The sequence below is a fragment of the Mesorhizobium sp. BH1-1-5 genome (assembly GCF_020165615.1).
In the GTDB taxonomy this organism is placed as follows: Bacteria; Pseudomonadota; Alphaproteobacteria; order Rhizobiales; family Rhizobiaceae; genus Mesorhizobium.
This window is the reverse complement of sequence record NZ_JAIUIM010000010.1, coordinates 131193-156656: the sequence shown is the minus strand read 5'-3', so window position 1 is coordinate 156656 and position 25464 is coordinate 131193. Positions and strand designations below refer to the sequence as shown.

The 25464-nt window shown below is 63.3% G+C and carries 30 protein-coding genes; 10 read left to right on the top strand and 20 right to left on the bottom strand.

Features of this window, described 5'->3' with window-relative positions:
* Nucleotides 1–110: 110 nt before the first annotated feature.
* The 7 genes from LB572_RS15645 to LB572_RS15615 form a co-directional block, all read right to left on the bottom strand.
* Entirely contained in the window at nucleotides 111–878 is a 768-nt protein-coding gene (locus LB572_RS15645; protein ID WP_140802468.1) for a DeoR/GlpR family DNA-binding transcription regulator, read from the bottom strand.
* A 123-nt stretch (nucleotides 879–1001) separates the two neighbouring features.
* The gene (locus LB572_RS15640; protein WP_224668329.1) at nucleotides 1002–2414 is read right to left on the bottom strand and encodes a pyridoxal phosphate-dependent decarboxylase family protein; all 1413 of its coding nucleotides are present in this window, start codon (nucleotides 2412–2414) and stop codon (nucleotides 1002–1004) included.
* A 68-nt stretch (nucleotides 2415–2482) separates the two neighbouring features.
* The gene (locus LB572_RS15635) at nucleotides 2483–3250 is read right to left on the bottom strand and encodes a peptidase (RefSeq protein ID WP_224668328.1); all 768 of its coding nucleotides are present in this window, start codon (nucleotides 3248–3250) and stop codon (nucleotides 2483–2485) included.
* Nucleotides 3251–3384: 134 nt separating this feature from the next.
* Nucleotides 3385–4179, bottom strand: coding sequence for a transglutaminase family protein (locus LB572_RS15630; protein WP_224668327.1), 795 nt, complete (start codon nucleotides 4177–4179; stop codon nucleotides 3385–3387).
* 21 nt (nucleotides 4180–4200) lie between these two features.
* On the bottom strand, nucleotides 4201–5142 hold the full coding sequence (locus LB572_RS15625) for an alpha-E domain-containing protein (protein ID WP_040987177.1): 942 nt from the start codon (nucleotides 5140–5142) through the stop codon (nucleotides 4201–4203).
* Nucleotides 5143–5264: 122 nt separating this feature from the next.
* Nucleotides 5265–6677 (bottom strand): circularly permuted type 2 ATP-grasp protein, encoded by a 1413-nt coding sequence (locus tag LB572_RS15620; RefSeq protein ID WP_224668326.1) that lies wholly within the window; start codon nucleotides 6675–6677, stop codon nucleotides 5265–5267.
* Nucleotides 6678–6847: 170 nt separating this feature from the next.
* The gene (locus LB572_RS15615; RefSeq protein ID WP_059185676.1) at nucleotides 6848–7084 is read right to left on the bottom strand and encodes an Lrp/AsnC ligand binding domain-containing protein; all 237 of its coding nucleotides are present in this window, start codon (nucleotides 7082–7084) and stop codon (nucleotides 6848–6850) included.
* 310 nt (nucleotides 7085–7394) lie between these two features.
* Here LB572_RS15615 and LB572_RS15610 point away from each other — a divergent pair, with 310 nt between their 5' ends.
* Nucleotides 7395–7814, top strand: coding sequence for a DUF4864 domain-containing protein (locus tag LB572_RS15610; protein ID WP_224668325.1), 420 nt, complete (start codon nucleotides 7395–7397; stop codon nucleotides 7812–7814).
* Between the two features lie 19 nt (nucleotides 7815–7833).
* On the opposite strand, the gene LB572_RS15605 is transcribed toward LB572_RS15610, so the two are convergent.
* The 8 genes from LB572_RS15605 to coaD all read right to left on the bottom strand — a co-directional run bounded on the left by LB572_RS15605 (nucleotide 7834) and on the right by coaD (nucleotide 13974).
* Entirely contained in the window at nucleotides 7834–9306 is a 1473-nt protein-coding gene (locus tag LB572_RS15605; RefSeq protein ID WP_224668324.1) for a hypothetical protein, read from the bottom strand.
* Nucleotides 9307–9390: 84 nt separating this feature from the next.
* Complete coding sequence (gene tgt, locus LB572_RS15600; protein ID WP_224668323.1) at nucleotides 9391–10521, bottom strand: tRNA guanosine(34) transglycosylase Tgt; 1131 nt, start codon at nucleotides 10519–10521, stop codon at nucleotides 9391–9393.
* Nucleotides 10514–10783 carry a hypothetical protein gene (locus LB572_RS15595; RefSeq protein ID WP_140802476.1) on the bottom strand — a complete coding sequence of 90 codons (270 nt, stop codon included), beginning with the start codon at nucleotides 10781–10783 and terminating at the stop codon, nucleotides 10514–10516. Before LB572_RS15595 ends, tgt begins: the two co-directional genes overlap by 8 nt.
* Nucleotides 10773–11861, bottom strand: coding sequence for a tRNA preQ1(34) S-adenosylmethionine ribosyltransferase-isomerase QueA (gene queA / locus LB572_RS15590; protein ID WP_140802477.1), 1089 nt, complete (start codon nucleotides 11859–11861; stop codon nucleotides 10773–10775). The genes LB572_RS15595 and queA overlap by 11 nt, the downstream gene beginning before the upstream one ends.
* Nucleotides 11861–12310, bottom strand: a complete 450-nt coding sequence (locus LB572_RS15585; RefSeq protein WP_140802478.1) for a DMT family transporter — start codon at nucleotides 12308–12310, stop codon at nucleotides 11861–11863. Before LB572_RS15585 ends, queA begins: the two co-directional genes overlap by 1 nt.
* Nucleotides 12311–12320: 10 nt before the next feature.
* The gene (locus LB572_RS15580) at nucleotides 12321–12833 is read right to left on the bottom strand and encodes a peptidylprolyl isomerase (protein ID WP_140802479.1); all 513 of its coding nucleotides are present in this window, start codon (nucleotides 12831–12833) and stop codon (nucleotides 12321–12323) included.
* 31 nt (nucleotides 12834–12864) lie between these two features.
* Entirely contained in the window at nucleotides 12865–13455 is a 591-nt protein-coding gene (locus LB572_RS15575) for a peptidylprolyl isomerase (protein WP_224668322.1), read from the bottom strand.
* 18 nt (nucleotides 13456–13473) lie between these two features.
* The gene (gene coaD, locus LB572_RS15570; RefSeq protein ID WP_140802481.1) at nucleotides 13474–13974 is read right to left on the bottom strand and encodes a pantetheine-phosphate adenylyltransferase; all 501 of its coding nucleotides are present in this window, start codon (nucleotides 13972–13974) and stop codon (nucleotides 13474–13476) included.
* Nucleotides 13975–14164: 190 nt separating this feature from the next.
* Here coaD and LB572_RS15565 point away from each other — a divergent pair, with 190 nt between their 5' ends.
* Nucleotides 14165–14317 (top strand): hypothetical protein, encoded by a 153-nt coding sequence (locus LB572_RS15565; RefSeq protein ID WP_140802482.1) that lies wholly within the window; start codon nucleotides 14165–14167, stop codon nucleotides 14315–14317.
* 51 nt (nucleotides 14318–14368) lie between these two features.
* Here the strand turns inward: LB572_RS15565 and gyrA are convergent, their stop codons facing one another.
* Complete coding sequence (gene gyrA / locus LB572_RS15560; protein WP_224668321.1) at nucleotides 14369–17155, bottom strand: DNA gyrase subunit A; 2787 nt, start codon at nucleotides 17153–17155, stop codon at nucleotides 14369–14371.
* A 173-nt stretch (nucleotides 17156–17328) separates the two neighbouring features.
* On the opposite strand from gyrA, the gene LB572_RS15555 reads away from it, so the two are divergent.
* Together LB572_RS15555 and LB572_RS15550 are read left to right on the top strand one after the other, a co-directional pair.
* The gene (locus LB572_RS15555; protein ID WP_224668320.1) at nucleotides 17329–19059 is read left to right on the top strand and encodes a SulP family inorganic anion transporter; all 1731 of its coding nucleotides are present in this window, start codon (nucleotides 17329–17331) and stop codon (nucleotides 19057–19059) included.
* Entirely contained in the window at nucleotides 19056–19679 is a 624-nt protein-coding gene (locus LB572_RS15550; RefSeq protein ID WP_224668319.1) for a ParB-like protein, read from the top strand. The genes LB572_RS15555 and LB572_RS15550 overlap by 4 nt, the downstream gene beginning before the upstream one ends.
* 112 nt (nucleotides 19680–19791) lie before the next feature.
* On the opposite strand, the gene LB572_RS15545 is transcribed toward LB572_RS15550, so the two are convergent.
* Complete coding sequence (locus LB572_RS15545; RefSeq protein ID WP_224668318.1) at nucleotides 19792–20622, bottom strand: helix-turn-helix transcriptional regulator; 831 nt, start codon at nucleotides 20620–20622, stop codon at nucleotides 19792–19794.
* Between the two features lie 85 nt (nucleotides 20623–20707).
* On the opposite strand from LB572_RS15545, the gene LB572_RS15540 reads away from it, so the two are divergent.
* The 3 genes from LB572_RS15540 to LB572_RS15530 all read left to right on the top strand — a co-directional run bounded on the left by LB572_RS15540 (nucleotide 20708) and on the right by LB572_RS15530 (nucleotide 22371).
* Entirely contained in the window at nucleotides 20708–21238 is a 531-nt protein-coding gene (locus LB572_RS15540; protein WP_224668317.1) for a hypothetical protein, read from the top strand.
* A 32-nt stretch (nucleotides 21239–21270) separates the two neighbouring features.
* On the top strand, nucleotides 21271–21648 hold the full coding sequence (locus tag LB572_RS15535) for a VOC family protein (RefSeq protein WP_140807307.1): 378 nt from the start codon (nucleotides 21271–21273) through the stop codon (nucleotides 21646–21648).
* 93 nt (nucleotides 21649–21741) lie between these two features.
* Nucleotides 21742–22371: a MarC family protein gene (locus LB572_RS15530; protein ID WP_126082577.1), complete on the top strand. Its 630-nt coding sequence runs from the start codon at nucleotides 21742–21744 to the stop codon at nucleotides 22369–22371.
* 22 nt (nucleotides 22372–22393) lie between these two features.
* Here LB572_RS15530 and LB572_RS15525 read toward each other — a convergent pair whose 3' ends face one another.
* Genes LB572_RS15525 through LB572_RS15515 form a run of 3 tightly spaced genes read right to left on the bottom strand, consistent with a single transcriptional unit; the run spans nucleotide 22394 to nucleotide 23809 of the window.
* Nucleotides 22394–22819 (bottom strand): OsmC family protein, encoded by a 426-nt coding sequence (locus tag LB572_RS15525; RefSeq protein ID WP_224668316.1) that lies wholly within the window; start codon nucleotides 22817–22819, stop codon nucleotides 22394–22396.
* A gap of 30 nt (nucleotides 22820–22849) precedes the next feature.
* Nucleotides 22850–23248, bottom strand: coding sequence for a DUF2306 domain-containing protein (locus LB572_RS15520; protein WP_224668315.1), 399 nt, complete (start codon nucleotides 23246–23248; stop codon nucleotides 22850–22852).
* 33 nt (nucleotides 23249–23281) lie between these two features.
* On the bottom strand, nucleotides 23282–23809 hold the full coding sequence (locus LB572_RS15515) for a single-stranded DNA-binding protein (protein ID WP_224668314.1): 528 nt from the start codon (nucleotides 23807–23809) through the stop codon (nucleotides 23282–23284).
* Nucleotides 23810–24046: 237 nt separating this feature from the next.
* Here LB572_RS15515 and LB572_RS15510 point away from each other — a divergent pair, with 237 nt between their 5' ends.
* Genes LB572_RS15510 through LB572_RS15500 form a run of 3 tightly spaced genes read left to right on the top strand, consistent with a single transcriptional unit; the run spans nucleotide 24047 to nucleotide 25450 of the window.
* Complete coding sequence (locus tag LB572_RS15510) at nucleotides 24047–24361, top strand: ArsR/SmtB family transcription factor (protein ID WP_224668313.1); 315 nt, start codon at nucleotides 24047–24049, stop codon at nucleotides 24359–24361.
* Entirely contained in the window at nucleotides 24358–24831 is a 474-nt protein-coding gene (locus LB572_RS15505) for an SRPBCC family protein (protein WP_224668312.1), read from the top strand. The genes LB572_RS15510 and LB572_RS15505 overlap by 4 nt, the downstream gene beginning before the upstream one ends.
* A 16-nt stretch (nucleotides 24832–24847) precedes the next feature.
* On the top strand, nucleotides 24848–25450 hold the full coding sequence (locus tag LB572_RS15500) for an ATP-dependent Clp protease proteolytic subunit (RefSeq protein WP_140807311.1): 603 nt from the start codon (nucleotides 24848–24850) through the stop codon (nucleotides 25448–25450).
* Nucleotides 25451–25464: the final 14 nt, after the last annotated feature.

Here is a 25464-nt window from a genome sequence, read left to right as displayed (position 1 = left end):
TTCGCATTGCACCATTTTTGTGTTTTACGAAACCGTGGCGGAATTATTTCGAACTCAAACCGAATGTCAAACGAAATATCACGACTGCGTGAGCCAGCCGTGATACGCGCCTATTCGAGCGCCGTCTCGATCAGCCGAACCTCTGTCTCCTCGCAAATCCGGCGGATCGACGGGATCTCGCAACGATCGGTGATGAAGGTATTCACCTGCGAAAGGTGACCGATCCGAACCGGGGCCGTGCGCTCGAATTTCGTCCGGTCGGAAACCAGGATGACGTGGCGCGCATTGGCGATGATGGCCTGCGCCACCTTCACCTCGCGAAAGTCGAAATCGAGCAGCGCGCCGTCATGGTCGATCGCCGAGGCGCCGATGACGGCATAATCGACCTTGAACTGGCGGATGAAATCGACGGCAGCTTCGCCGACGACGCCGCCGTCGGATCCGCGCACCACGCCGCCGGCGATCACCACCTCGATCGTGGGATAGATACGCATCCTATTGGCAACATTGATGTTATTGGTGATGACCATAAGCCCGTTATGATCGAGCAACGCCTTGCTGACGGCCTCCGTGGTGGTGCCGATATTGATGAACAGGGAGGCATTGTCGGGGATCAGTCTCGCCGCCGCGCTGCCGATCGCTTCCTTCTCGTCGGCAGCGATCTTGCGGCGCGCCTCGTATTCCATGTTCTCGATGCCGGACGGGAACAGCGCGCCGCCATGGATGCGGGTCAGCAGGCGTTGATCGCACAGATCGTTGAGGTCCTTGCGGATGGTCTGCGGCGTCACATTGAAATGCGTCGCCAGGTCGTCGACCAGCACCCGGCCATGGTCTTTCGCCATCTGGATGATCTCGGCATGGCGTGGCGAAAGAAACATCGCGCGTCCTCCATTTTCGTTTTTTCCGTCTATAGCGGAAAACGAAAGTGAAGAAAAGGCATAAGCCGGCTAACGAAAATTACCTGATTGCAAGAGGCAAACCAGCGCGGAACGTCCGCTGCCTCAAGATGGACGCCGCGCAATCTCGGTTATGACATCGAACGCCGCATCGACATCAGCTGCCGTCGACTCGAACTGCCCCGCCTGGAAGCGGATCGCAACGCGCCCATCGACCCGTGTCTGCGTCAGGTAGATACGGCCATCGGTGTTGATCGCGTCGACCAGGCGCAGATTGTGCTCGTCCGGATCGGTGCCTGCCGGCGCCCGGTGCCGGAACGAAAACAGCGACAGCATCGGCTCGCTGACCAGCTCGAAATCCGCTTCCTTGCCCAGCCGCACGGCCAGCCCCTCGCTCCAGGCGACATGGTTGCGGATCATCTTGCGCAGGCCTTCGAGGCCATGGGCACGCAGCAGAAACCAGAGTTTCAGCGCGCGGAAACGGCGGCCGAGCGGCACCGACCATTCCGAATAATTGATGATGCCGTCATGGCCGCGCGTCTTCAGATAATCCGGCTTGATGGCCAGCGTGCGCACCAGGTCCTCCGGCTGGCGCACGAACTGGATCGAGCAGTCGAACTGCGCGCCCAGCCACTTGTGCGGGTTGAAGACGACGGAATCGGCACCTTCGACGCCAGTCCAGAAATGCCGGTATTCCGGGCAGATCATTGCCGACCCGGCCCAGGCGGCGTCGACATGCAGATAGAGCCCGTGCCGCTTCGCGACGGCGGCCACCGCCGCGATGTCGTCGGTGCCGCCGGTGCTGGTGCCGCCAACGCAGGCGATGATGCCCGCGGGCAGCAGCCCGGCTTCGTGATCGGCGACGATCGCCGCTTCGAGCACGGCGGTGTCCATCGCTCGAAAACGTCCGCTGACCGGGATGCGGACGAGGTTTTCCTCGCCGATGCCGGAGACCCAGATGGCGCGGTCGATCGAGGTGTGGACCTGGTCGGAGGAATAGACACGAAGCTTGCTCTGCCCGGCCAGCCCCTTTTTGTTGCCCTGCCAGTCGAGCGCCCGCTCGCGCATGGTGAGCACCGCAGCAAGCGTCGCCGACGAGGCCGAATCCTGGATGACGCCGGAAAAGCCCTCGGGCAGGCCGAGCGCCTGGCGCATCCAGTCGACGATGCGCGTCTCGAGCTCAGTCGCCGCCGGCGAGGTCTGCCACAGCATGCACTGCGCGGCCATCGCCGAGACCAGATATTCAGCCACGACCGAAACCGGCGCCGCATTGGCCGGGAAATAGGCGAAGAAGCGCGGATGCTGCCAATGCGTCATCCCAGGCACGATCTTGTCTTCGAAATCGGCGAAGATCTTTTCCATCGGTTCGGGCATTTCGGGCGGCGAGGCCTCGATGCTCCTGAAGATCTCGCCCGGCGCGATCGCCGGCCGCACCGGACGGTCGCGCAGGCCGGCACGGTAATCGACGCCCCAATCGGCCGCCCGCCGCGACCAGCCGCGGAATTCGTCATTGTTCATATTTTTTCCTCCCAGCAGCCGTCGAAGATACCGGCCGGTCGAACCGTTCTCAGTTTTTAATTAACATGTTAAATATGATCAGGCAACGGTAGGATCGAGAGCTCCCACCCCGGGAAATCCGGCAGGTTTGAAAACGCGATTTTCAGCGCGTTGGACCAGCCGTCCGAAATGGTGCGGTAGTACGGATCGTCCTGGCCGATCCGTCGGTTCAAGCCGACCTTGAACGCATCCTGTTCCAGGAACAGCAGATCGAGTGGCAGCCCGACCGAAAGGTTGGATTTCAATGTCGAATCGAACGACACCAGAAGCAGCTTCACCGTCTCGGCCAGGCTCATTGTCCGGTCATAGGCACGGATGATGATCGGCTTGCCGTATTTCGTTTCGCCGATCTGGAAGAAAGGCGTGTCGTCGGTCGACTCGATGAAGTTGCCTTCCGGATAGATCATGAACAGCCTGGGCGCGCTCCCCTTGATCTGACCTCCAAGGATGAAGGAGGCGTTGAAATAGGAATCCGCCTTCTCGCCGTCCGGCGACGCGTGCGCGATCACTTCCTTGACCGTGTCGCCGACCAGCCGCACCGTCTGGTACATGGACGGCGTCTCGAGCAGCTTCCCATGGCGGTCGCTCACCGCCTTGTTGCGCTCGTCGAGCAGGCTGACGACGGCTTGCGTCGTGGCCAGGTTGCCCGCCGACATCAGCACGATCACGCGCTCGCCGGGCTGTTCCCACACATGCATCTTCTTGAAGGTCGAGATCGAATCCATGCCTGCATTGGTGCGCGTGTCCGACATGAACACGAGCCCGCGATCGATCTTGAGGCCGACGCAATAGGTCATGGTCGCTCTTCTGCTAAAAGCAATTCCAGGAAAGGCGTGGAGCGGTTTCCGTCCGGAATTGCGTGAAAACAAAGAGATAGAACGGTTCGGCGATTCTATCAAACGCTGAACCGCTCCAGCGATTGCGGCGCAGATTACTGCTCTACCGTGACGGTGACGGCAAGCTTCTCCTGCGCCTGTCCCAGCAGTATCCCCGACACCGGCGAGGCGTCGCGGTAGTCGCGCCCCATCGCCACCCGCACATAGCGTTCGTCGGGAGAGATACCGTTGGCGGGGTCGAAGGCAACCCATCCGAGCCCGACGACATAGGCCTCGGCCCAGGCATGGCTCGCCGCCTGCTCGACGGCGGCATCCATCATCAGATAGCCGCTGATATAGCGGGCGGGAAAGCCAAGCACGCCGGCCGCTGCAATGAAGATGTGGCTGTGGTCCTGGCAGACGCCGGATTTCAACGCCACAGCTTCCTCCGCCGGCGTCACGACGCTGGTCGTGCCGGGCTTGTAAGCGACACGTTCGCGGATAGCGCCCATCAGCCGATGCAGCCGCTCGATCTCGGGGCCCTGCCCGACCAGGCCGGCCAACTCGCGTATGCCCTCGCCCGCAGCGGTGAGTTGCGTCCGCTGTGCGAACAGCCAGAGCGGCGCAAAGCCCTGATGCGGCCCCGTTACGCCCGCCGTGTCATGCGTGGTCACGTCTCCGGCGGCCTCGACGGTGATCGAATTCTGGCCGCTCTCGGCGCTCACCAGCCGCGTGTCATTGCCGAAATGGTCGGTGAAGCGCAGTTCCTCGCGCGCGCCTTCGACCTTGATCGCCCAGGAGCCGACGGTCTGCGTACGCCCGCTGGAAGGGAGCAGGCGCAGCCGCTGCAGCAGATACTGCACCGGCTGATCATAGTGGTATTCGGTGCGATGGGAGATCTTGAGCCGCATAGTGCTCGCCCTCGGCTGTGCTCAATAGAACCGGTAGTCCTGGGCGATCTCGTCGCCCAGCCTGGTGTTGTCTCGAATGAACTCGGCCAGGAACTCGTGCAGGCCGTGATCGAATATGTCCTTGATCGACCCTCTCTTGAGCAGCGCCTGGATCTTCTCGGCCGTGGCGTGGCAGGCATGGCGCTCGCCATAATCGTCGGCGAGGAATTTCAGGTGCTCGCCGAGGAAACGGTAGCAGAAGGTCAGCGAGCGCGGCATGCGCACGTTGAGGATCAGATAATCGGCGATGTTCGTCGGCTTGTAGTCGGCTTCATAAACCCAGCGATAGGAGCGGTGCGCCGACACCGAGCGCAGGATCGACTCCCACTGGTAATTGTCGAGCGTTGAGCCGACCCAGGACAGCGAAGGCAACAGCACATAGTATTTCACGTCGAGGATGCGCGCCGTGTTGTCGGCGCGCTCGACATAGGTGCCGAGCTGCGAGAAATCGAAGATCTCGTTGCGCAGCATCGTGCCGTAGAACGAACCACGGATCAGCGCCGTCTCGCGCTTGATGGCATCGAGCACCGTCGGCAGGTCTCGCTCGTCGATCGGCCTCGCCAGCATGCGCTTCAGCGACATCCAGGCTTCGTTGATGCTTTCCCAGGTCTCGCGCGTCAACGCCGTGCGCACCATGCGGGCATTGTTGCGCGCGGTCTCGATCGACGACATCGTGCTCGACGGATTCGAAGTATCGCGCAGTAGGAAGTCGGATACGTTTGCGGCGGTGTAATCCTGGTACTTCTGGCTGAAGGCGATGTCCGAGCCGGCGCTGAGCAGCACCGAGTTCCACTCTTCGGATGCATCCTGGGTGCGCGTCAGCGCCATGCGCAGGCCCGCATCCACGAGGCGCGCCATGTTTTCGGCCCGCTCGATATAGCGGTTCATCCAGTAGAGACCGTTGGCGGTGCGGCCTAGAAGCATGTCGGGCCCTTCGGTTAGTGAGTAGGGAATAGTGAGTAGTGAGTAGTGAATCTTCCAACTTCGACCGAATGTGGCATTGCTCTTTCCCCTACTGACTACTGACTATTCCCTACTCATTCATCTCAATCATCCAGCACCCACGTGTCCTTCGTGCCGCCACCCTGTGAGGAATTGACCACCAGAGATCCCTCTTTGAGAGCCACGCGCGTCAGGCCGCCCGGCACGATCTGGATACGATCCGAAACCAGCACATAAGGCCGCAGGTCGACATGGCGCGGCGACAGGCCCTTCTCGGTCAGGATCGGGCAGGTCGACAGCGCGAGCGTCGGCTGGGCAATGTAGTTCGAGGGCTTGGCCTGCAGCTTCTTGGCGAACTCCTGGCATTCCTTCTTGGTCGCCGCCGGGCCGACCAGCATGCCGTAGCCGCCGGAGCCGTGCACTTCCTTGATCACCAGTTCGCCGATGTGCTCTAGCACATATTTGAGGCTGTCCGGCTCCGAGCAGCGCCAGGTCGGGATGTTGCCGAGGATCGCCTTGCGGCCGGTGTAGAACTCGACGATCTCCGGCATGTAGGAATAGATCGCCTTGTCGTCGGCGATACCGGTTCCAGGCGCGTTGGCGATGGTGATGTTGCCGGCGCGGTAGACATCCATGATGCCCGGCACGCCGAGCGCCGAATCCGGCCGGAACGTCAGCGGATCGAGGAAGTTGTCGTCCACACGCCGGTAGAGCACGTCGATCTGCTTGTAGCCTTCGGTGGTACGCATCGCGACATGGCCGTCGACGACGCGCAGATCCTGCCCCTCGACGAGCTGCACGCCCATCTGGTCGGCGAGGAAGGCATGCTCGAAATAGGCCGAGTTGTAGGAGCCCGGCGTCAGCACCGCGATGGTCGGCGCGCCCTTTGCGCCTTGCGGCCGCACCGCGGCGAGCGACTGGCGCAAAAGTTGCGGGTAGTTCTCGACCGGCCGCACCTTGATCTTCTGGAACAGCTCGGGAAAGAGCTGCATCATCGTCTCGCGGTTCTCCAGCATGTAGGAGACGCCGGACGGCGTGCGGGCATTGTCCTCCAGCACGTAGAACTCGTTCTCCGAGATGCGGACGATATCGACGCCAATGATGTGGGTGTAGACGCCGGCCGGCGGCCTGACCCCGATCATCTCGGGCAGGAAGGCCTCGTTCTTGGCAATGAGCTCCCTCGGCACGCGCCCGGCGCGTAGGATCTCCTGGCGGTGGTAGATGTCGTCGAGGAAGGCGTTCAGCGCCTGCACGCGCTGCTCGATGCCTTGCGTCAGCCGGCGCCATTCCTGGCCGGAGAGGATGCGCGGCACGATGTCGAAAGGGATCAGCCGCTCGGAGGCTTCCTGCTCGCCATAGACGGCAAAGGTGATGCCGGTCTTGCGGAAGACGCGCTCGGCGTCCTGCATTTTCTGGGTAAGCCTGGCCGGGTCCTGCTCCTTCAGCCAGCGATCGTAAGCCTCATAAGGTCTTCTCAATCCGGAGACTTCCGGAAGCATTTCGTCGAACGCTGCCAATCGCGTACTCCCCTCTGAGACCATTTCACTGGCCTCGCCCGAGAAAATCAAGCGCAATCGGTGATTTAGGAAGCCGTAACGGCCGCTCTATGCAAATTGCCTAAATTTAAGGCACGGGCGGCAAGGGCCGGGTCAGTTCCTGCTTCCCGGCAGGGCATCGCCAGGACCCGTCAGAACGCCCGGAAGGTCACGATCGTGAAGGTGTCCTTGATGCCCGGCAGAATCTGCACCCGCTCGTTGACGAAGTGGCCGATGTCTTCCTCGTCGTCGACATAGAATTTGGCGAGCAGGTCGTAATTGCCGGCGGTCGAGTAGATTTCCGAGGCGATCTCGGCATCGGCCAGCGCGCTGGCGACCTCATAGGCCTTGCCCAGGTCGCACTTTATCTGCACGAAAAACGCCTTCATTGCCCAGTCCTGCCAGCCTCGGAGCAATTCCAGGAAAAGTGCCTGGCGGTTTTCCGTCCGGAATTGCGTCAAAACAAATAGTTGGAACGGGTCGGCGATTCCAAGAGCGGATCCGTTCCAACGAATAAGCGGCCCTTGTGGCAGACTGCCGCCCGGCTTTCAAGCTTCACGCGCCGCGCACCTCAAAGAGTGCCTGATCCCGCCTCCGACACCAAAAATGGCGAAATCTTCGCAGGTCGGTGAAACCACGCCATGCCGCGACGCGTATGTTAGATTGCATTCGCCAAGCGAATTTCCGGGGAGGCAGGCCATGCGCCGCGCATTGTTCGCACTAGCTCTTCTTCCGATGCTGATAGCCTCGCTTGCCTTCGCTGGCGACGCCGAGATCAAGGCCGCGCAGACGGTCATCGACAGCCAGTTGAAGGCCTTCATCGCCAATGACGGCGCCACCGCCTACAGTTTCGCCGCGCCGAACGTGAAGCAGATCTTTCCGACCGTCGACACCTTCATGAACATGGTGACGAACGGCTACGCGCCGGTGCGCAAGCCGCAATCCTATTCCTTCGGCAAGGTCGAGCAGACCGGACCCGGCTCGATCGTCCAGCAGGTGCTGATCGTCGGGCCCGACGGCAAGGACTATGAGGCGGTCTATACGCTGCAGCAGCAGGCGGACGGCAGTTTCAGGATCACCGGCTGCAGCCTGCGCGCCTCGACTTCGGTCAGCACCTGAGTGCGCCCGGCATGACTGCTCAATCCCGGCGGCTGTATAGTGTCCAGTCCAAACCGGAAAGGCCCCACAAGGCCGAGGTTCCGGCCCGTTCGTAGGCAAGCGCACAATCGAAGTCCACGCGCTCCGGCTGTTTTTGGAGATCGCCTTCGAGAATGAGCCACTCCGCGCGTCCGGCGCAAATCCTGTCCTGGGTGACGAGCGATGCCTGACGACCCATGCGCGCAGCGAAATAATCGACCATCATGCCGGTGCGGAAATCAGCGTTGGTGGCATATGTGGCGGCGCCGCCCTTTGTCATCTCGTCCACCATGCTGGAATAGGAACCACGCCCATGCTCGTAGAAACGGGCAAGCAGCGCCGCGTTGCCGCCCGCAACGAGCATGAGCATCCCGACGGCGCAAAGCCTCCTCGTGCCGCCAGCGTCGAGGCCGCGTCCGATCGTCTCTCCGGCCCAAAGCAGCAACAAGGTTCCGCTGACGAGGAAATAGCGCGGGAATTCGACATTCGGCATATGCACCGCCGCCATCAAGGCGGGCAGCGCAACGATGCCGATGGCATAGAGACTGGCCCGGCGATCGCGCGAGACGCCTGCATATGCCAAAATCAGGGCGCAGACGATCGTGATGCACGTCCAGTCGCCGATCCAGTCCGGCAGACCGAAAAGATAGCGGATCATTGACCCATAGCCGGCGGCGAACCGCTCGAGCGAGAAAGAGGAAAACCCGCCGATCCTGAAGCTGAACAGTCGAGCGCCCACGAGTATTGCCGCGGCAAGCGGTAGCACTGCAAGGAACGCGGGCAGGAAGGCCTGGACGACCTCCCTGTTGACGACGATCAGGCTGCGGCTGCGTCGCCAGCTTAGCCATGCCGTCCAGACCGCAAGCACCATGACCGTTTCGATCATCGTCAGATGGGAAAGGAAGCCAAGCAGAATTGCGGCGGCGAAGGCGATGCCATACGGCCCCCGCTTGTCGAACCAGCGCTCCAGAAAGGCCACGGCAACGAGTGTGAACAGCACCATGCCAGCGTAGCCACGCGCCTCCGAGCCGTAGTGAACCATTGGATAGCTCACGGCGAACAGCAACCCCGACGCAATCATCGCCCAGCGTCCGCGCGATATCGCCGCGGCCGCGACGACGGTGCAGGCACCCAGCGCTATCGACAGGCCGCGCTGGACCAGCGGCGCGGCATCGGGGCCGACGACATACTGATATATCGAGTTGAGGAAGTGATTGTTGTCGTGGTTTATACGCCAGAATATCTGGTCGATCGACGTCAGGGGGCTGAGCAGCGTGATGCTCCAGACCTCGTCCTGCCAGAGATCTCCGCGCGCCCCGAGCAGGCGCAAGCCCAGGCCGACAAGCACGACCGTCGAAATTGCAAGTAATAAGCCGGCGTTCCATTGCCGGATCGCCGTCGATCGCAGTGGATCGGCATATACATTAGTTATTGCTACATTAGCTTCAGCGATCGACGCGTCTATTTTTGCCAAGGCCGTGCCGCCCTTTACCTCGATATGGCAAGGGATACTTACTCTTCATTTGATTTATGAAAAGTTTTCTGACGGCTCCGCTGATCAAAGGGCTGGAATATCGCCCCTCGCCCAGCCTTCGGTGATCTCGGCGGCGCGCGCTTCAAAAGCCTGCGCCTCGATGGCTGCCCGGACGTCCTGCATCAGCCTCTGATAGTAGGACAGGTTGTTCCAGGTCAGCAGCATGGCGCCGAGCGCTTCCTGCGAGCGCACGAGGTGATGCAGGTAGGCGCGCGAATAGTCGCGCGCGGCCGGGCAGTCGCTTTCCTCGTCGAGCGGCCGCGGATCGTCGGCATGACGGGCGTTCCTGAGATTGACCTTGCCGCGCCGCGTATAGGCAAGGCCATGGCGGCCGGCGCGGGTCGGCATCACGCAGTCGAACATGTCGATGCCGCGCGCCACCGATTTCAGGATATCGTCCGGCGTGCCGACGCCCATCAGGTAGCGCGGCTTGTCGGCCGGCAGTTCCGGGCAGGTGATGTCGAGCATCTCCAGCATCACCGGCTGCGGCTCGCCGACCGCGAGCCCGCCGACGGCATAGCCTTTGAGGTCCATCGCCTTCAGCGCTTGAGCGGAGCGCACACGCAAGCCCGCGCTGTCGCCGCCCTGGACGATGCCGAACATCGCCTTGCCCGGCTGGTCGCCGAACGCGGTCTTGCAGCGTTCGGCCCAGCGCAGCGACAATTCCATGGCGCGCTCTATTTCCTCGGGCTTGGCCGGAAGTGCCGTGCATTCGTCGAGCTGCATCTGGATGTCGGAATCGAGCAGCCCCTGGATCTCGATCGACCGTTCCGGCGACATTTCATAGGGCGCGCCGTCGATATGCGAGCGGAAGGTGACGCCCTGTTCGGTCAGCTTCCTAAGCTTCGACAGCGACATGACCTGGAAGCCGCCGCTGTCGGTCAGGATCGGGTATGGCCAGCGGGCGAACTCGTGCAGGCCGCCAAGCCGAGCCACGCGCTCGGCGCCCGGCCGCAGCATCAGATGGTAGGTGTTGCCCAGGATGATGTCGGCGCCGACGCCGCGCACCTGGTCCATATACATGGCCTTGACGGTGCCGCCGGTGCCGACCGGCATGAAGGCCGGCGTGCGGATTTCGCCGCGCGGCATCGAGACAAGGCCGCGCCTGGCCTTGCCGTCGGTGGCAAGCACCTCGAAGGAGAAAATCTCAGCCATTAAATTCCTTGTCATGCACCGGCGCGGCCGGCGCCTGCTCGTCGAGCGACTGCCGGTAGCGGATGCAGCCGCGCATGAATTTCGGCCAGGGCGGCACGGCGATCGACGGCTCGGTCTTTTCCGGCAAAAGGCCCCAGAGGTCGGGATGATGCCAGCACAGATCATGGCCGGTCGTATCGCGATGTGCGCGGATGCCGGCGCGCAGCGTCTTCACCTCCGCGATCAGCCTATCGCGGTCCATGCCGTCGAGATCATCGTCCATCGCTCGTCTCCGCCCGGTAAAGCAGGCTGGCGTCGCCATAGGAATAGAACCTGTAGCGGTTCTCGATGGCATGCGCATAGGCCGAACGCATCGTCTCCAGTCCGCTGAAGGCCGAGACCAGCATGAACAGCGTCGAGCGCGGCAGATGGAAATTGGTCATCAGCATGTCGGCCGTGCGGAAGCGGTAGCCGGGCGTGATGAAGATGTCGGTGGGACCGGACCAGGGCTCGATCCTGCCGTCGCCGCGCGCTGCGCTCTCAAGCAGGCGCAGCGACGTCGTGCCGACGCAGATGATCCGCCCTCCCCGAGCCTTGGCCGCGCTGAGTGCCGCCGCCGTCTCTGGGCTTACCGAGCCGGTCTCGGCATGCATCTTGTGATCGGCCGTGTCGTCCGCCTTCACCGGCAGGAAGGTGCCGGCGCCGACATGCAACGTGACGAAGCGGCGCTCGACCCCCTTGGCGTCCAGCGCGGCAAACAGCTCCGGCGTGAAATGCAGGCCGGCGGTAGGGGCCGCGACGGCGCCCTCCTCCCTGGCATAGATGGTTTGGTAGTCGGCGCGGTCGCGCTCGTCGTCGTCGCGCTTCGAGGCGATATAGGGCGGCAGCGGAATGTGGCCGACGGCGTGCAGCGCCTCGTCGAGGAACGGTCCGGACAGGTCGAAGCCGAGCAGCGCCTCGCCCGCCTCGCCCTTCTCGATCACCGTGGCATCGAGCTGGCCGAGGAAGCAGGAATTGCCGTCATGGCCGAAATGGATGCGGTCGCCGGCGGCGATGCGTTTGCCGGGCCGCATGAAGGCCTGCCAGCGGTCCGGCGCCACGCGCATATGCAGCGTCGCCTCGACCTGCGCCACTGCCTCGCCGCGCCTGCGCATGCCTTTCAGCTGCGCCGGAATGACCTTGGTGTCGTTGAACACCAGCACGTCGCCTTCGCGCAGCAGCGACGGCAGATCGCCGACGACGCGGTCCTGAAGCGTTTCGCCCGGGTTGACGACCAGCAGCCTGGCGCTGTCGCGCGGCTCCGCCGGGCGAAGCGCGATGCGCTCTTCCGGCAGGTCGAAGTCGAACAGGTCGACGCGCATCAGTAGAGCCGGATGAGCAGCGCCCCGGCAAGCAAGAGCACGGCGCCGGCAACGCGGCCAAGCGAGATTTCGCGCACCGCCACGCCAAGGAAGCCGGCGCGGTCGATCAGCATGCCGGCAAGCAACTGGCCGGCGACGAGAAAGGCCATCAGCGCCGCCGCGCCGATGCGCGGCGTGAGAATGGTGGAGAGCGTCACGTAGAAGCCGCCAAGCATACCGCCGGCGACGAACAGCCAGGGCGCCGGCGCCTTCCAGTCGAGCGAGACGCCCTGCAGCTTCACCACCGCGATGGAGATGATGCCGAGGACAATGGCGCCGGACAGGAAGGAGAACGCGGCGGCCGCGACCGGGAGGCCGAGACCCTTTGCCAATTGCGAATTGATCGGCGCCTGGATGGCGATGAAGGCGCCGGACAGGATGCCGAGCAGGGACCAGACAGCGCCCATCATCGTTCCGCCTTTACTTGACGTCTGCCGCGACCTTCAGCGAGACGATCTTGTCGGGATCCTGCACCGGCTCGCCGCGCTTGATCTTGTCGACATTGTCCATGCCTTCGATGACCTGGCCCCACACCGTGTACTGGCGGTTGAGGAAGGCGGCGTCGTCGAAGCAGATGAAGAACTGCGAATTCGCCGAGTTCGGGTTCTGGGCACGCGCCATCGAGCAGGCGCCGCGACCGTGATTGGCGTTGGAGAACTCGGCCTTGAGGTCCGGCTTGTCTGAACCGCCCATGCCAGCCCTTGAAGGAGCGTAGGTAGGCTTCGACGAATTGCCGAACTTGACGTCGCCGGTCTGCGCCATGAAGCCGTCGATGACGCGGTGGAACACTACGCCGTCATAGGCGCCCTCACGCGCCAGCTCCTTGATGCGGGCGACGTGGCCTGGCGCCAGCTCGGGGTACATTTCGATGACGACCTGGCCCTTGGTCGTTTCCATGATGAGCGCGTTCTCGCGATCCTTGATCTCAGCCATGTCAGAAAATCCTTTTTGAAAATTGCGGGAGTTATTTGCCGTCGGCGGCAATGCGAACCTTGATCATGCTGTCGGGGCTGGCGACCGTGCCATTGTCGGCCTCGTCGCCCTTCTTGATCTTGTCGACGATATCCATGCCGCCGACCACCTTGCCGACGATGGTGTACTGGCCGTCGAGGTTCGGCGCCGGAGCGAACATGATGAAGAATTGCGAATTCGCCGAATTCGGGTCCTGCGAGCGGGCCATGCCGACCACGCCGCGGGTGAACTGCTCGCTCTGCGAGAACTCGGCCGGCAGGTCGGGAAGATCGGAACCGCCGGTGCCGACGGCTTCAGGGTTGAAGCCCTTCTTCATGTTGCCGAACTTGACGTCGCCGGTCTGCGCCATGAAGCCGTCGATGACGCGGTGGAAGGCGACATTGTCATAGGCGCCGTCACGCACCAGCTTCTTGATCTGCGCGACATGCTTGGGCGCCAGGTCGGGACGCAGCGCAATCGTCACGTCGCCGTCCTTGAGCGTGATGATCATGGTGTTTTCCTTGTCGGCGGCGACGGCCGGCATGGATGCCGCGAGAAGGCCGGCAAGCACGACAAGGAACGAAGCGAGCTTCTTCAGCTGCATAGGGATCTCCGGGAAAGCCTATTTGGTGAACTTGGCGTTGAGCGCGCCGGCAACGGCCGCCGGCACGAATGGGCGGATGTCGCCGCCCATCGACGCAATCTGGCGCACAAGTGTGGCCGTAATGGTGCGCACGGAAGGGCTGGCGGGCAGAAAAACCGTCTGCAGTTCCGGCGCCATCGTCTCGTTCATGCCGGCCATCTGCATCTCGTAATCGAGGTCGGTGCCGTCGCGCAGGCCGCGGATCATGATCGAGGCGCCGTGCTTGCGAGCAGCATCGATGACCAGCCCGTCGAAGGAAACGACCTTGATGCGGTCGCTGTCGCGACCGAACTCGGCCTTGGTCGCCGCCTCGATCAGCGTCACGCGTTCCTCGAAGGAAAACAACGGCTTCTTGCCCGGATGAATGCCGATCGCCGCGTAAACGGTGTCCGCCACCGCCAGCGAGGCTTTCAGCACGTCGAGATGGCCGTTGGTCAGCGGGTCGAAGGAGCCGGCGTAAAGGGCGGTGCGTTCGGTCATGGCAGGCTTCTAGCGGGCGGGCGGGCGGAAGGCAAATCCGATTGATGGGGCGTGCATGAACCTTTCCGCGCCGATGAACGACAGATGAATGCGACGATCACGAACGTTTCACGCACCGTTCACTAGGTTGCACTTCAAGGGATGAAACCAAATCCCCATCTTTTCGTTGTAAGCGCAGGAGAACACGCAAATGCTGATCTATATGCTTGCCACCGCAATGACCATCGTGATGCTGATCGCGACCGCATTCGGGTTGCATCAGGAAGCAGCACGAGTACGCGTCAAGGCCAACACCAGGCGGCTCGATGGTTTCGCCCACCGCAACGTCTACCGTCGCCACTGATCCCCATCATGACCGAACCGGCCCAGAGGGCCGGTTGAGCCGGACGAGAACCTATTCGCTCCCGCCCGTATCGTCCGCATCAGTCTCGTTCGAAGCCATGTCTTCGGCCTCTTCATCCGACTGCGGCTCCGAAATCCGCTCCACCGAGACAACCTTCTCGCCTTCGGCCGTGTTGAAGATCGTCACGCCCTTGGTGGCCCGGCTGGCGAAGCGTATGCCGTTGACCGGCACACGAATAACCGTGCCGCCGTCCGAAACCAGCATGATCTGATCGTCATTGCCGACCGGGAAAGTCGCGACCAGGCGGCCGATTTCAGCCGTCTTCGACACGTCAGTGGCGCGGATGCCCTTGCCGCCACGTCCAATCACGCGGAAATCATAGGACGACGAGCGCTTGCCGTAGCCATATTCCGTCACCGTCAGCACAAGCTGCTCATGCGCCTTGAGGAACTCATAGCGCTCCTCGGAAAGTTCGGCTTCCTCGCCGACCTCCTCGTTGGTGAGCGCAATCTCCTCTTCCTCGCCGGTGGTATCGGCGGCAAGCCGGCGCTCGGCTGCGGCGCGCTTCAGATAGGCGGCGCGTTCGGCGGGTGAGGCATCGACGTTCTCGATCACCGACATCGAGATGATGCGGTCGGTATCGGCCATGGTTATGCCGCGCACGCCGACGGAATTGCGGCTCTGGAAGACGCGCACGTCGGAGACCCGGAAACGGATGCACTGGCCCGAATTCGCCGTCAGCAGCACGTCGTCATTGTCGGTGCAGGTCTCGACGCCGAGGATCTCGTCGCCCTCTTCCTCCAGCTTCATGGCGATCTTGCCGTTGCGGTTGACCTGGACGAAATCGGACAGCTTGTTGCGGCGCACGGTGCCGCGCGTCGTGGCGAACATCACGTCGAGCTCGCCCCAGCTGGTCTCGTCCTCGGGCAGCGGCATGATCGTGGTGATGCGCTCGCCCTGCTCGAGCGGCAGCATGTTGATCAGCGCCTTGCCGCGCGATTGCGGGTTGCCGATCGGCAGCCGCCAGACCTTCTCCTTGTAGACGATGCCGCGCGAGGAGAAGAACAGCACCGGCGTATGCGTGTTGGCCACGAACAACCGGGTGACGAAATCCTCTTCCTTGGTCGACATGCCGGAGCGGCCCTTGCCGCCGCGGCGCTGCGCCCGGTAGAGCGACAGCGGCACGCGCTTGATGTAACCGGAATGGCTGACGGTGACGACCATGTCCTCGCGCTGGATCAGGTCCTCGTCTTCCATATCCGAACCGCCCTCGGAGAGCTCGGTGCGGCGCGGCGTGCCGAACTCGTCGCGGACCGCGATCAGCTCGTCCTTGACGATCTGCTGGATGCGGGCGCGCGACGACAGAATATCAAGGAAATCAACGATTTCCGTACCGATCTGATTCAACTCGTCGGCGATCTCGTCGCGGCCGAGCGCGGTCAGGCGCTGCAGGCGCAGTTCAAGGATGGCGCGAGCCTGCTCCTCGGAGAGATTGTAGGTGCCGTCCTCGTTGATGCGATGGCGCGGATCGTCGATCAGTTTGATCAGCGGCGCGACGTCGTGCGACGGCCAGCGCCGTTCCATCAACTGCTCGCGCGCCGTCTGCGGATCGGGCGCGGTGCGGATGAGCTTGATCACTTCGTCGATATTGGCGACGGCAATCGCAAGGCCGACCAGCACATGCGCCCGCTCGCGCGCCTTGCGCAGCAGGTATTTCGTGCGGCGGCTGACGACCTCCTCGCGGAAGCCGACAAAGGCCTTCAGCATGTCGATCAGCGTCAGCACTTCCGGCTTGCCACCGTTGAGCGCCACCATATTGGCGCCGAACGAGGTCTGCAGCGGCGTGAAGCGGTAAAGCTGGTTGAGGACGACATCGGCCACGGCGTCGCGCTTCAATTCGACGACGACGCGGTAGCCCTGGCGGTCGCTCTCGTCTCGGATATCGGAAATGCCCTCGATGCGCTTGTCGCGCACCAGCTCGGCCATCTTCTCGATCATCGAAGCCTTGTTCACCTGATACGGAATCTCGGTGACGATGATCGACTCACGATCGTTGCCGCGCTGTTCGATCTCGACGCGGCCGCGCATGACGATCGAGCCGCGGCCCGTCGAATACGCGTTGTAGATGCCGGAACGGCCAAGCACGATGCCGCCGGTCGGGAAATCCGGCCCGGGCACGATCTCCATCAGCGCCGTCAGGTCGATCGCCGGATTGTCGATGAGGGCGATGGCGCCGTTGCAGACTTCGCTGAGATTGTGCGGCGGGATGTTGGTGGCCATGCCGACGGCGATGCCGCCGGAGCCGTTGACCAGAAGGTTCGGGAAACGCGCCGGCAGCACCTTGGGCTCGCTGCCCGAGGCGTCGTAAGTGTCCTGGAAATCGACGGTTTCCTTGTCGATGTCCTCCAGCAATTCATGCGCGACCTTGGTGAGCCTGGACTCGGTGTAGCGCATCGCCGCGGGCGGATCGCCGTCGATCGAGCCGAAATTGCCCTGACCGTCGATCAGCGGCACGCGCAGCGACCAGTCCTGCGCCATGCGCACCAAAGCGTCATAGATCGAGGCATCGCCATGCGGATGGTATTTACCCATCACGTCGGCAACCGGGCGCGCCGACTTCACATATTTGCGGTTCCAGTGGTAGCCGCTCTCATGCGAGGCGTAGAGGATGCGGCGATGCACGGGCTTCAGGCCGTCGCGCACATCGGGCAGCGCACGGCTGACGATCACGCTCATGGCGTAATCGAGATAGGAGCGCTGCATCTCCTCGATGATCGAAATCGGCTCGATGCCGGTGGGGCCGCCGTCCGGCCCGCGCGGTGTCTTCTGGTCGGTCAAATCAGGTCACAATCCAGTCGGGAATCACTGCATGCTTATATAGGAAGCCTTGCCGAAACTCCAATGTCGGCCGGACTTTTCCAGAGACAATTTTGATGGTAATTTCAAATGGATACCGCTGATTGCGACGATATGGCCACGGTCGTTTTCGTCACCATGCGGCAAGGTCGGTCATGGATCAGGCAAAAACCCCAGGCGCATTGAACCTGGCCTCATGGCTTCCCTTGCGGGCGCTGAGCGGCTGGAGCTTCAGGGACCTCAACGGCGATCTGGCGGCCGGCATCACGCTGGCGGCGATCGCCATTCCCGAGCAGATGGCAACGGCGCGGCTTGGCGGCTTCGCGCCGGAGATCGGCTTCTTCGCCTTCGTCGCCGGCTCGGTGGCCTTTGCGCTGTTCGGCGCCAACCGCCACCTCTCGGCCGGCGCGGATTCGACGATCACGCCCTTGTTCGCCGGCGGCCTGGCGCTGATCGCCGCCTCCGGCTCGCCGCATTACCTGGCGCTGGCGGCCATGCTGGCGCTGATGGTGGGCCTGCTGGTGGCGCTCAGCGGCATTTTCCGTCTCGGCTGGATCGCCGATCTCCTGTCCGTGCCGGTCACGACCGGCTTCCTCGCTGGCATTTCCGTCCATATCATCGTCTCGCAATTGCCTTCCTTGCTCGGCCTGTCGCCGGAAAGCGGCGAGACGGTGCGGCGCGTCGGCGAGATCGCCGCCAATCTCCACCTCACCAATCCGTGGAGCCTGGCGATCGGGCTTGGCGTGTTCGTCCTTATCTTCGCCTCGGAGCATATCAGCGCTCGCATCCCGGCAGCGTTGATCGGCATGGCTCTGGCGACGCTTGGCGTTGTCGCCTTCGATTTGAAGAACCGGGGCGTCGAAGTGCTCGGCGCCTTGCCCAACGGGCTGCCGGCCCCCGGCATGCCGACCGCCGACTTCCAGGACGCGCAGGCCCTTGTCCCGCTCGCCCTGCTGATCGCCATCGTCGTCATGGTGCAGACGGCGGCCACCAGCCGCTCCTTCGCGCCTCGGGACGGCGAAGCACCCGATATCAACCGCGACTTCGTCGGCGTCGGCGCGGGCAGCATCGTGGCCGGCCTGTTCGGCGCCTTTGCCGTCAACGCCAGCCCGCCTCGGACGGCAATCGTTGCCCAGACAGGCGGCCGCTCGCAGCTGTCGGGCCTGATCGCTGCGACCATCGTCCTGGCGGTCGGCGCTTTCGGCGGCAGCCTGCTTGCCAACGTGCCGCAGGCAGCCCTTGCCGGCGTGCTGATGTTCGTCGCCCAGCATATCCTGCGCTGGCAGGTGTTCGCCAAGGTCTGGCGCCAGGCCAAGATCGAGTTCGCGCTGATCCTGATCACCATGATCGCCATCGTCATCCTGCCGATCGAAACGGGCGTCGCGATCGGCATAGGGCTGTCGTTGCTGCACGGCATCTGGGGTTCGACGCGCACGGAGCCGATCGAGCTGGCCCAGGTGCCGGGCACATCGGTCTGGTGGCCGCCGAGCGGTTCCAGCCCCGGCGAGCAGCACCCCGGCGTACTGGTGGCGGCGTTCCAGGCGCCGCTTTCCTTCGTCAACGCCGACCGTTTCAAGCGCGGCCTCACCGACCTGATCGACGCCAGGAGCGACGACGTGAAGCTGGTGGTGCTGGAGGCCAGCAACATCGTCGAGATCGACTACACCGCCGCTCAGGCGCTGATAGACGCCATCCGCCATTGTCGCGACAAAGGCGCGGTCTTTGCTATCGCACGTATGGAATCGCTGCGCGCCCAGGCGGCGCTGCGGCGGTTCGGCATCGCTGAAATTGTCGGCACAGAGCGTATCTTCCACAGCGTCGACGCGGCGATCAAATCACTTGGTCCGGGGAAACCGCAGCACAAAGAACAGGATGGAGTGCCATGATTGACCCCCGAGAACCGATTGTGACCCCGGTCCCCGTCGACGAATTGAGGCCGACGCAGATCACGGTCGGCATGCGCGAAGTTGGGCTGAAGCGCCAGATGATCCGGGCGCAGGACGCTCGCAGGCAGACCGGGGCTTTTCTCGGCAGGCACATGGTGCCGGTCGTGCTCGGTCCCAAAAAACGCAACTACGTCACCGACCACCATCATCTCGCCCGCGCGCTGCTCGAGGAAGGCGTCAAGGACGTGCTGGTGACGGTGATCGCCGATCTGTCGGCGCTCGACAAGGACGCATTCCTTTTCATCCTCGACAACCGCGGCTGGATGCATCCGTTCGACGAGAGCGGCCAGCGCCAAGACTATGCGGCCATACCGAAGACGATTGGCGCGCTTGTCGACGACCCCTATCGCAGCCTTGCCGGCGAACTGCGCCGGCAAGGTGGCTTCGCCAAGGACACCACGCCGTTCAGCGAATTCCTGTGGGCGGATTTCTTGCGCCGCCGCATCGCTCGCGCGGCGGTCGCGAAGAATTTCGACAAGGCGATGAAAGACGCGCTTGCCTTGGCCAAAAGCAAGGATGCGGATTACCTGCCGGGCTGGTGCGGCCCGACGGACGATTGACGGCAAGAGCTAGAGCAATTCCAGGAAAAGTGCGAGCGGTTTTCCGTCCGGAATTGCGTAAAAACAAAGAGATAGAGCGGTTCGCCGTTTCCGTGAGAAACGGTGAACCGCTCTATCGGGCGCTAGTTCGCTTGGCCCTGTAGCTGCCGGGCGCCTCGCCCATCTCGCGCCGGAATCGGCGGTTGAAGGTCGACAGGTCGTTGAACCCGGCATCGAAGGCGATGGTAGAGATTGCGGTCTCGCAGGTCCGCAACCGCACCGCAGCCCGGTGCAGCCTCGTCCTCAGCAGGAACTGATAGGGCGTCATGCCGGCAACCTGCCGAAACATACGCAGGAAATGAAACGGGCTGGTCGCCGTACCGTCGGCGAGCGCGCTCAACGACACCGGCCGTTCGGCATTGAGCTCGATCAGCCGCACCGCCTCGGCAACGCGTTTCTGGTCGCGCCGGCTTGGCGTTCGGGTCGCGGCGGCAGACCCGGTCGCGGCCGCGACCACTGCGCCGGCCATGCGCAAGCCGAATTCCTCGAACGCGTCGCTGTCGTCCGTCTCCCGCGCCGCTTCCGCCTCGGCGAGCAACGGCGCCAGCGCCGGCAAGGGCGGCAGGCGCGGATCGGCAAAGCCGAGCCGTTTCACGCCCGGCAGGTCGGCCACCACGCGCTCCAGATAGGCCGGCGAAAAATGAAAGGAGATGCAGCGGTCGCCGGCGCCGTGCTCATGCCCGCATTCGTAGCAGGCGCCGGGATTGCCGAGCAGGATGGCGCCCGGCGCCAGCATCGCCGTGCCCTGGCGCGTGCGATAGCGGAACGTGCCTGTGGTCACGGCGGCGACGCAGAATCCGCGATGCTCTTCCTCGAATGGCTTGTCGCCGGCGACGGCGGTGCAGACCACGTCGGACACCTGCCAGCCATGCCCGGAAGCCAGAGTTTTCTGCGCTGTCGTCATGCCTGAAAGATAGCAATTTTTCCCAAGCGACGAACCCTGCCGCGCGCCTATTGCTGGCCTTCTCCTGACAAACGAGGCAGCAGCAATGACCGATCCCTTCATCGAGGCCCTGCACAGCGACGGTCCCAGGCCGTACCTTGCCGAAAAACTGAAGCTCTATGGCCGCTTCATCGGCGCTTGGGCATTGGACGCCACACGCATTCTCGAGGACGGCACCAGGCTCACGGGGCGCGGCGAGGTGCATTTCGGCTGGGTCCTCGAAGGCAGGGCCGTGCAGGATGTCTGGATCCTGCCCGCGCGCGACGCGGCCCCCTCCCCGTCGCTCGGGCCGTGGACCTTCTACGGCACGACGCTGCGCGTCTACGATCCCGGCGCGGATGCCTGGCACATCTTCTGGAGCGACCCGCGCAACCAGTATTACAGCCGGCAGCTCGGTCGCGCCGAGGACGACACGATCGTCCAGGTCGGCGCGGACGGCACCGGTGCCTCGGTGCGCTGGAGCTTTTCGCGCGTCACCGAGAACTCGTTCCGCTGGCTCGGCGAGCGGTCGCATGACGGCGGCGCAAGCTGGCGCATGGAGGTCGAGTTTTTGGCGCGTCGAGCGACTCCAAGCTGAGCGATCAACGAGTTGCAATCATGGAGGAAACAATGCTCGATCATGTCTCGATCGGCGTCCGCGACGCCAGCGCTTCGAAACGCTTCTACGATGCTGCCCTTAAGCCGCTCGGCTATTCCTGCCTCAGCCAGTCTCCCGGTTCCCTCGGTTACGGCGCCCAAACAGTCCAGCTTTGGGTGAACGACGCCGGGCAGCCGGTTCCTGCCAACGCGGAGTCTGGCCTGCATTTCTGTTTCTCGGCACCGACGCGCGCCAATGTCGACGCCTTCCATGCCGCGGCATTGCGTGAGGGCGGCAAAGACAACGGTCAGCCCGGACTGCGCGCGGCTTACGGCGATAATTACTACGCCGCGTTCGTCATCGACCCGGATGGCTATCGGCTGGAAGCCTATTGCGGCAAAGCCGAATAGCCGGCTGATTTCCCTTCCCGCCTGTTTCCAGCGTCCGGGCTTTGCTCTACCAATTGCAGAGCTTGGGCTTGGCCCGGCGGGAGGGGACCAGCGATGCCGAGTTTCGACAGCCTGTTCAACGCCTTCGTCACCATCCTGGTGACCATCGATCCGCCGGGACTGGCGCCGCTCTTCCTTGCCGTCACGCGCGGCATGAACCGTGAGGAGCGCCAGCAGGTTTCGGTCCGTGCCTCGGTGATCGGCTTCCTGGTCATGGCGCTGTTTGCGGTGGCCGGCGCCTCGATCCTGTCGGTGTTCGGCATCACGCTGCCGGCCTTCCGTGTCGCCGGCGGCTTTCTCTTGTTCTTCATCGCCTTCGAAATGGTGTTCGAGCGCCGCCAGGACCGCAAGGAGAAGATCGGCGACGTCGCCATCACCAAGGACATGATCCACAACATCGCCGCCTTCCCGCTGGCGATCCCGCTGATCGCCGGCCCCGGCGCGATCTCGGCAACCGTGCTCTTGTCGGGACATTTCGAGGGTTTTGCCGCCCAGGCGGCCCTGGTCGGCATCATCTTCCTCTGCCTCGTCATCACCTATCTGGTGTTCGTGCTGTCGGAGCGCATCGACCGCATCCTCGGCCAGACCGGCCGCTCGATCCTGACGCGCCTGCTCGGCGTCATCCTCGCGGCGCTTGCCGTGCAGTTCGTGGCCGACGGCGTCAGGGCGCTGATGGCCGCTTGAGCAGTACCCTACTGCCTACTGCCTACTTCGCCGCCGTTTCGACCACTTCGAAATCATGCGTGAGCGTCGCCGTCTTCGCCATCATGGCGCTGGCCGAGCAGTATTTCTCGATCGACAGGTCGATCGCCCGTTTCACCTTGTCGTGCGACAGAGCCCGGCCCTTGACGATGAAGTGCATGTGGATGCGGGTGAACACTTTCGGGTCGGTCTCGGCCCGGTCGGCGTCGAGCTCGACCACGCAATCCTCGATCGCCTCGCGTCCTTTCTCGAGGATATGCACGACGTCATAAGCCGAGCAGCCGCCGGTGCCGATCAGCACCAGTTCCATCGGGCTCGGTCCAGGCGTGTGGCCATCCGGTCCATGCGCCGTGCCCAGCACCACCTTATGGCCGCTGCCGGACTCGCCGACAAAGGTGCGTTCCTCGACCCATTTGACGCGTGCTTTCACGATACCCTTCCTTGAGAAATTCCGGCCGTCTTATTGACCAAACACGACGGCGTGCATGATCCGGCCGGGCAACAGCGTGAAGATACCGGCGCCGACCAGCGCGAACAGATAGAGCTTGATCATGGCGCTTCGATGCGCGGCCACCTTGTGGGTGTGCGCGTACCACGCCGCCAGCGGCACAGTCACCAGCACCAGGATCGACAACAAATGGATCGGGCTGAACGGACCGACGAGCCGGATCTGCTGGATCCAGAAGCTCGACATGGCAATGACCAGCGTCAGCGCCACCCAGGCATAGCCCAGCACGCGGTGTCGTGTCGTGCCTTTCGGCAGCGCCAGCTGGGCGCCGCCGACGGCTAAAGCGGCGAAGGCCGCGAAGGCATGCCATGGAATGGGAGGCGGCGCCGACAGAAGCGGTCCGAGCGACATCGCGCCTCCCCTCAAATGCCCGTTTCGAAACGCTTAGAACGGGATCTCGTCGTCCAGCTCGCGCGACGAGCCACCGCCGCCACCGCCCCTGGAACCACCACCGCCGCCGCCACGGCTAAAACCTTCGTTCGGGCCGGACTGGCCGAAATCCGAGCCGCGGCTGCTGCCGCCGCCGGAATAATTGCCGACCTGGCCGCCGCCGCCCTCGCCGCGCGCGTCGAGCATCTGCAATTCGCCGCGGAATTTCTGCAGCACGACTTCCGTCGTGTATTTGTCGGCACCGGTCTGGTCCTGCCATTTGCGCGTCTGCAGCTGGCCCTCGACATAGACCTTCATGCCCTTCTTCAAATACTGCTCCGCCACCTTGGCGAGCTGGTCGTTGAAGATCACGACATTGTGCCACTCGGTCTTTTCCTTGCGCTCGCCCGAGTTCTTGTCGCGCCAGCTTTCCGACGTGGCGATGCGGATGTTGACGACCGGATCGCCGGAATTCAGGCGGCGGATTTCAGGGTCCGCCCCGAGATTACCGACCAGAATGACCTTGTTGACGCTACCCGCCATCGTACTTCTCCTGCGCTTATCCGAAACAAATTTTAAGTCGCTCACCTTACAGCTTGCGGGCCGTCGCCGCCCGCAAAGGCTGGCTTTTCCCACAAGGTTTTTGTTCCCTTTTCGTTCTAGTCATAACCGCCCTTTCTGTCAAGGAATGTCAGCAAAGGCAGGGTCTGAACGTGCATCTCGATATGGCGCTCAAATAGGAGCTTGCCAAATCAATAAGTATCGACTTATGCTTTATCCATGATCGAAGCAGAGATTTTCCGCGCCCTGGCTGACCCGACACGACGCGCCGTCTACGAGCGGCTGACCGCCAGCGAGATGTCCGTGAGCGAACTGCGCGCCGGGATGAGCGTGTCGCAGCCGGCGGTCTCGCAGCACCTTGCCGTGCTGCGCGGCGCCGGCCTGGTGGTCGAGCGGCGCGCCGGTCGCAACGCCTATTACCGCGCCGATCCGCAAGGGCTCGATCCGCTGCTCGGCTGGGTCGAACGCTACCGCGCCTTCTGGCCGGAGCGCATCGAGATGTTGAAGACCGTTCTGAAGGGAATGGACCAATGACGAAAGCAGAGAACCCGACAGCGACCGAGGCGCTCAGCTTCGAATGCGACCTTCCTGACCCGCCGGAGAAAGTCTGGCGGGCGCTGACCGAGCCGGAGCTGCTCGCCGCCTGGATGATGCCGAACGACATCAAGACGGAAGCCGGCAATCATTTCACCTTTGCCGGACCGGATACGCCGATCGAGTGCGAGGTGCTCGAGGCCGAGCCCGGCAAGCTGCTGCGCTATTCCTGGCGCGAGCGGCCAAGCGCGAGCGATGCTGACGGGCTTCCCGCCTTCGGCAGCATCGTCACTTTCACGCTCGCCCGCACCGCCTTCGGCGGCACGCATCTGAGCATTGTCCATGACGGCTTCGTGCCGGTGGCGGAGCCTGTGCTTGCCGTTGCCGGCGCAGGCTGCGGACTCTCGCTTTACGCCCGCAAGTCTCCGACCGCCGCCAACGCGCCCAGCATGATGCTGCGCGCCGCCTGATCGAAAGGAACCCGTCATGAGCATTGCCAATCTGGTGCCGATGGTCATCGAGCAATCGAGCCGCGGCGAGCGCTCCTTCGATATTTTTTCGCGGTTGCTGCGCGAGCGCATCGTCTTCATCAATGGCGAGATCAACGACAACGTATCGGCGCTGGTCTGCGCCCAGCTTCTGTCGCTGGAATCGGACCATCCGGACAAGGAGATCTCGCTCTACATCAACTCGCCAGGCGGCATGGTAACCAGCGGCTTCGCCATCTACGACACCATGCAGTACATCTCGTGCCCGGTGTCGACGGTGTGCATGGGTTTCGCCGCCTCGATGGGCTCGTTTCTCCTGATGGCCGGCGAACCGGGTCGGCGCATCGCGCTGCCCAACACAAGGATCGTGCTGCACCAGCCGCTCGGCGGTTTTCAGGGCCAGGCTTCCGACATCCAGCGCCACGCCGAGGACATCGTGCGGACCAAGCGGCATATGACCGAGCTCTATGCCAGGCATTGCGGGCGCACTTACGAAGAGGTCGAACGCACGCTCGACCGCGATTATTTCATGAGCGCCGCAGAAGCGAAGGAATGGGGCCTCGTCGACCACGTCTACGACACGCGCAAGAAAGCGGCCTGACAATCGCGGGGCAG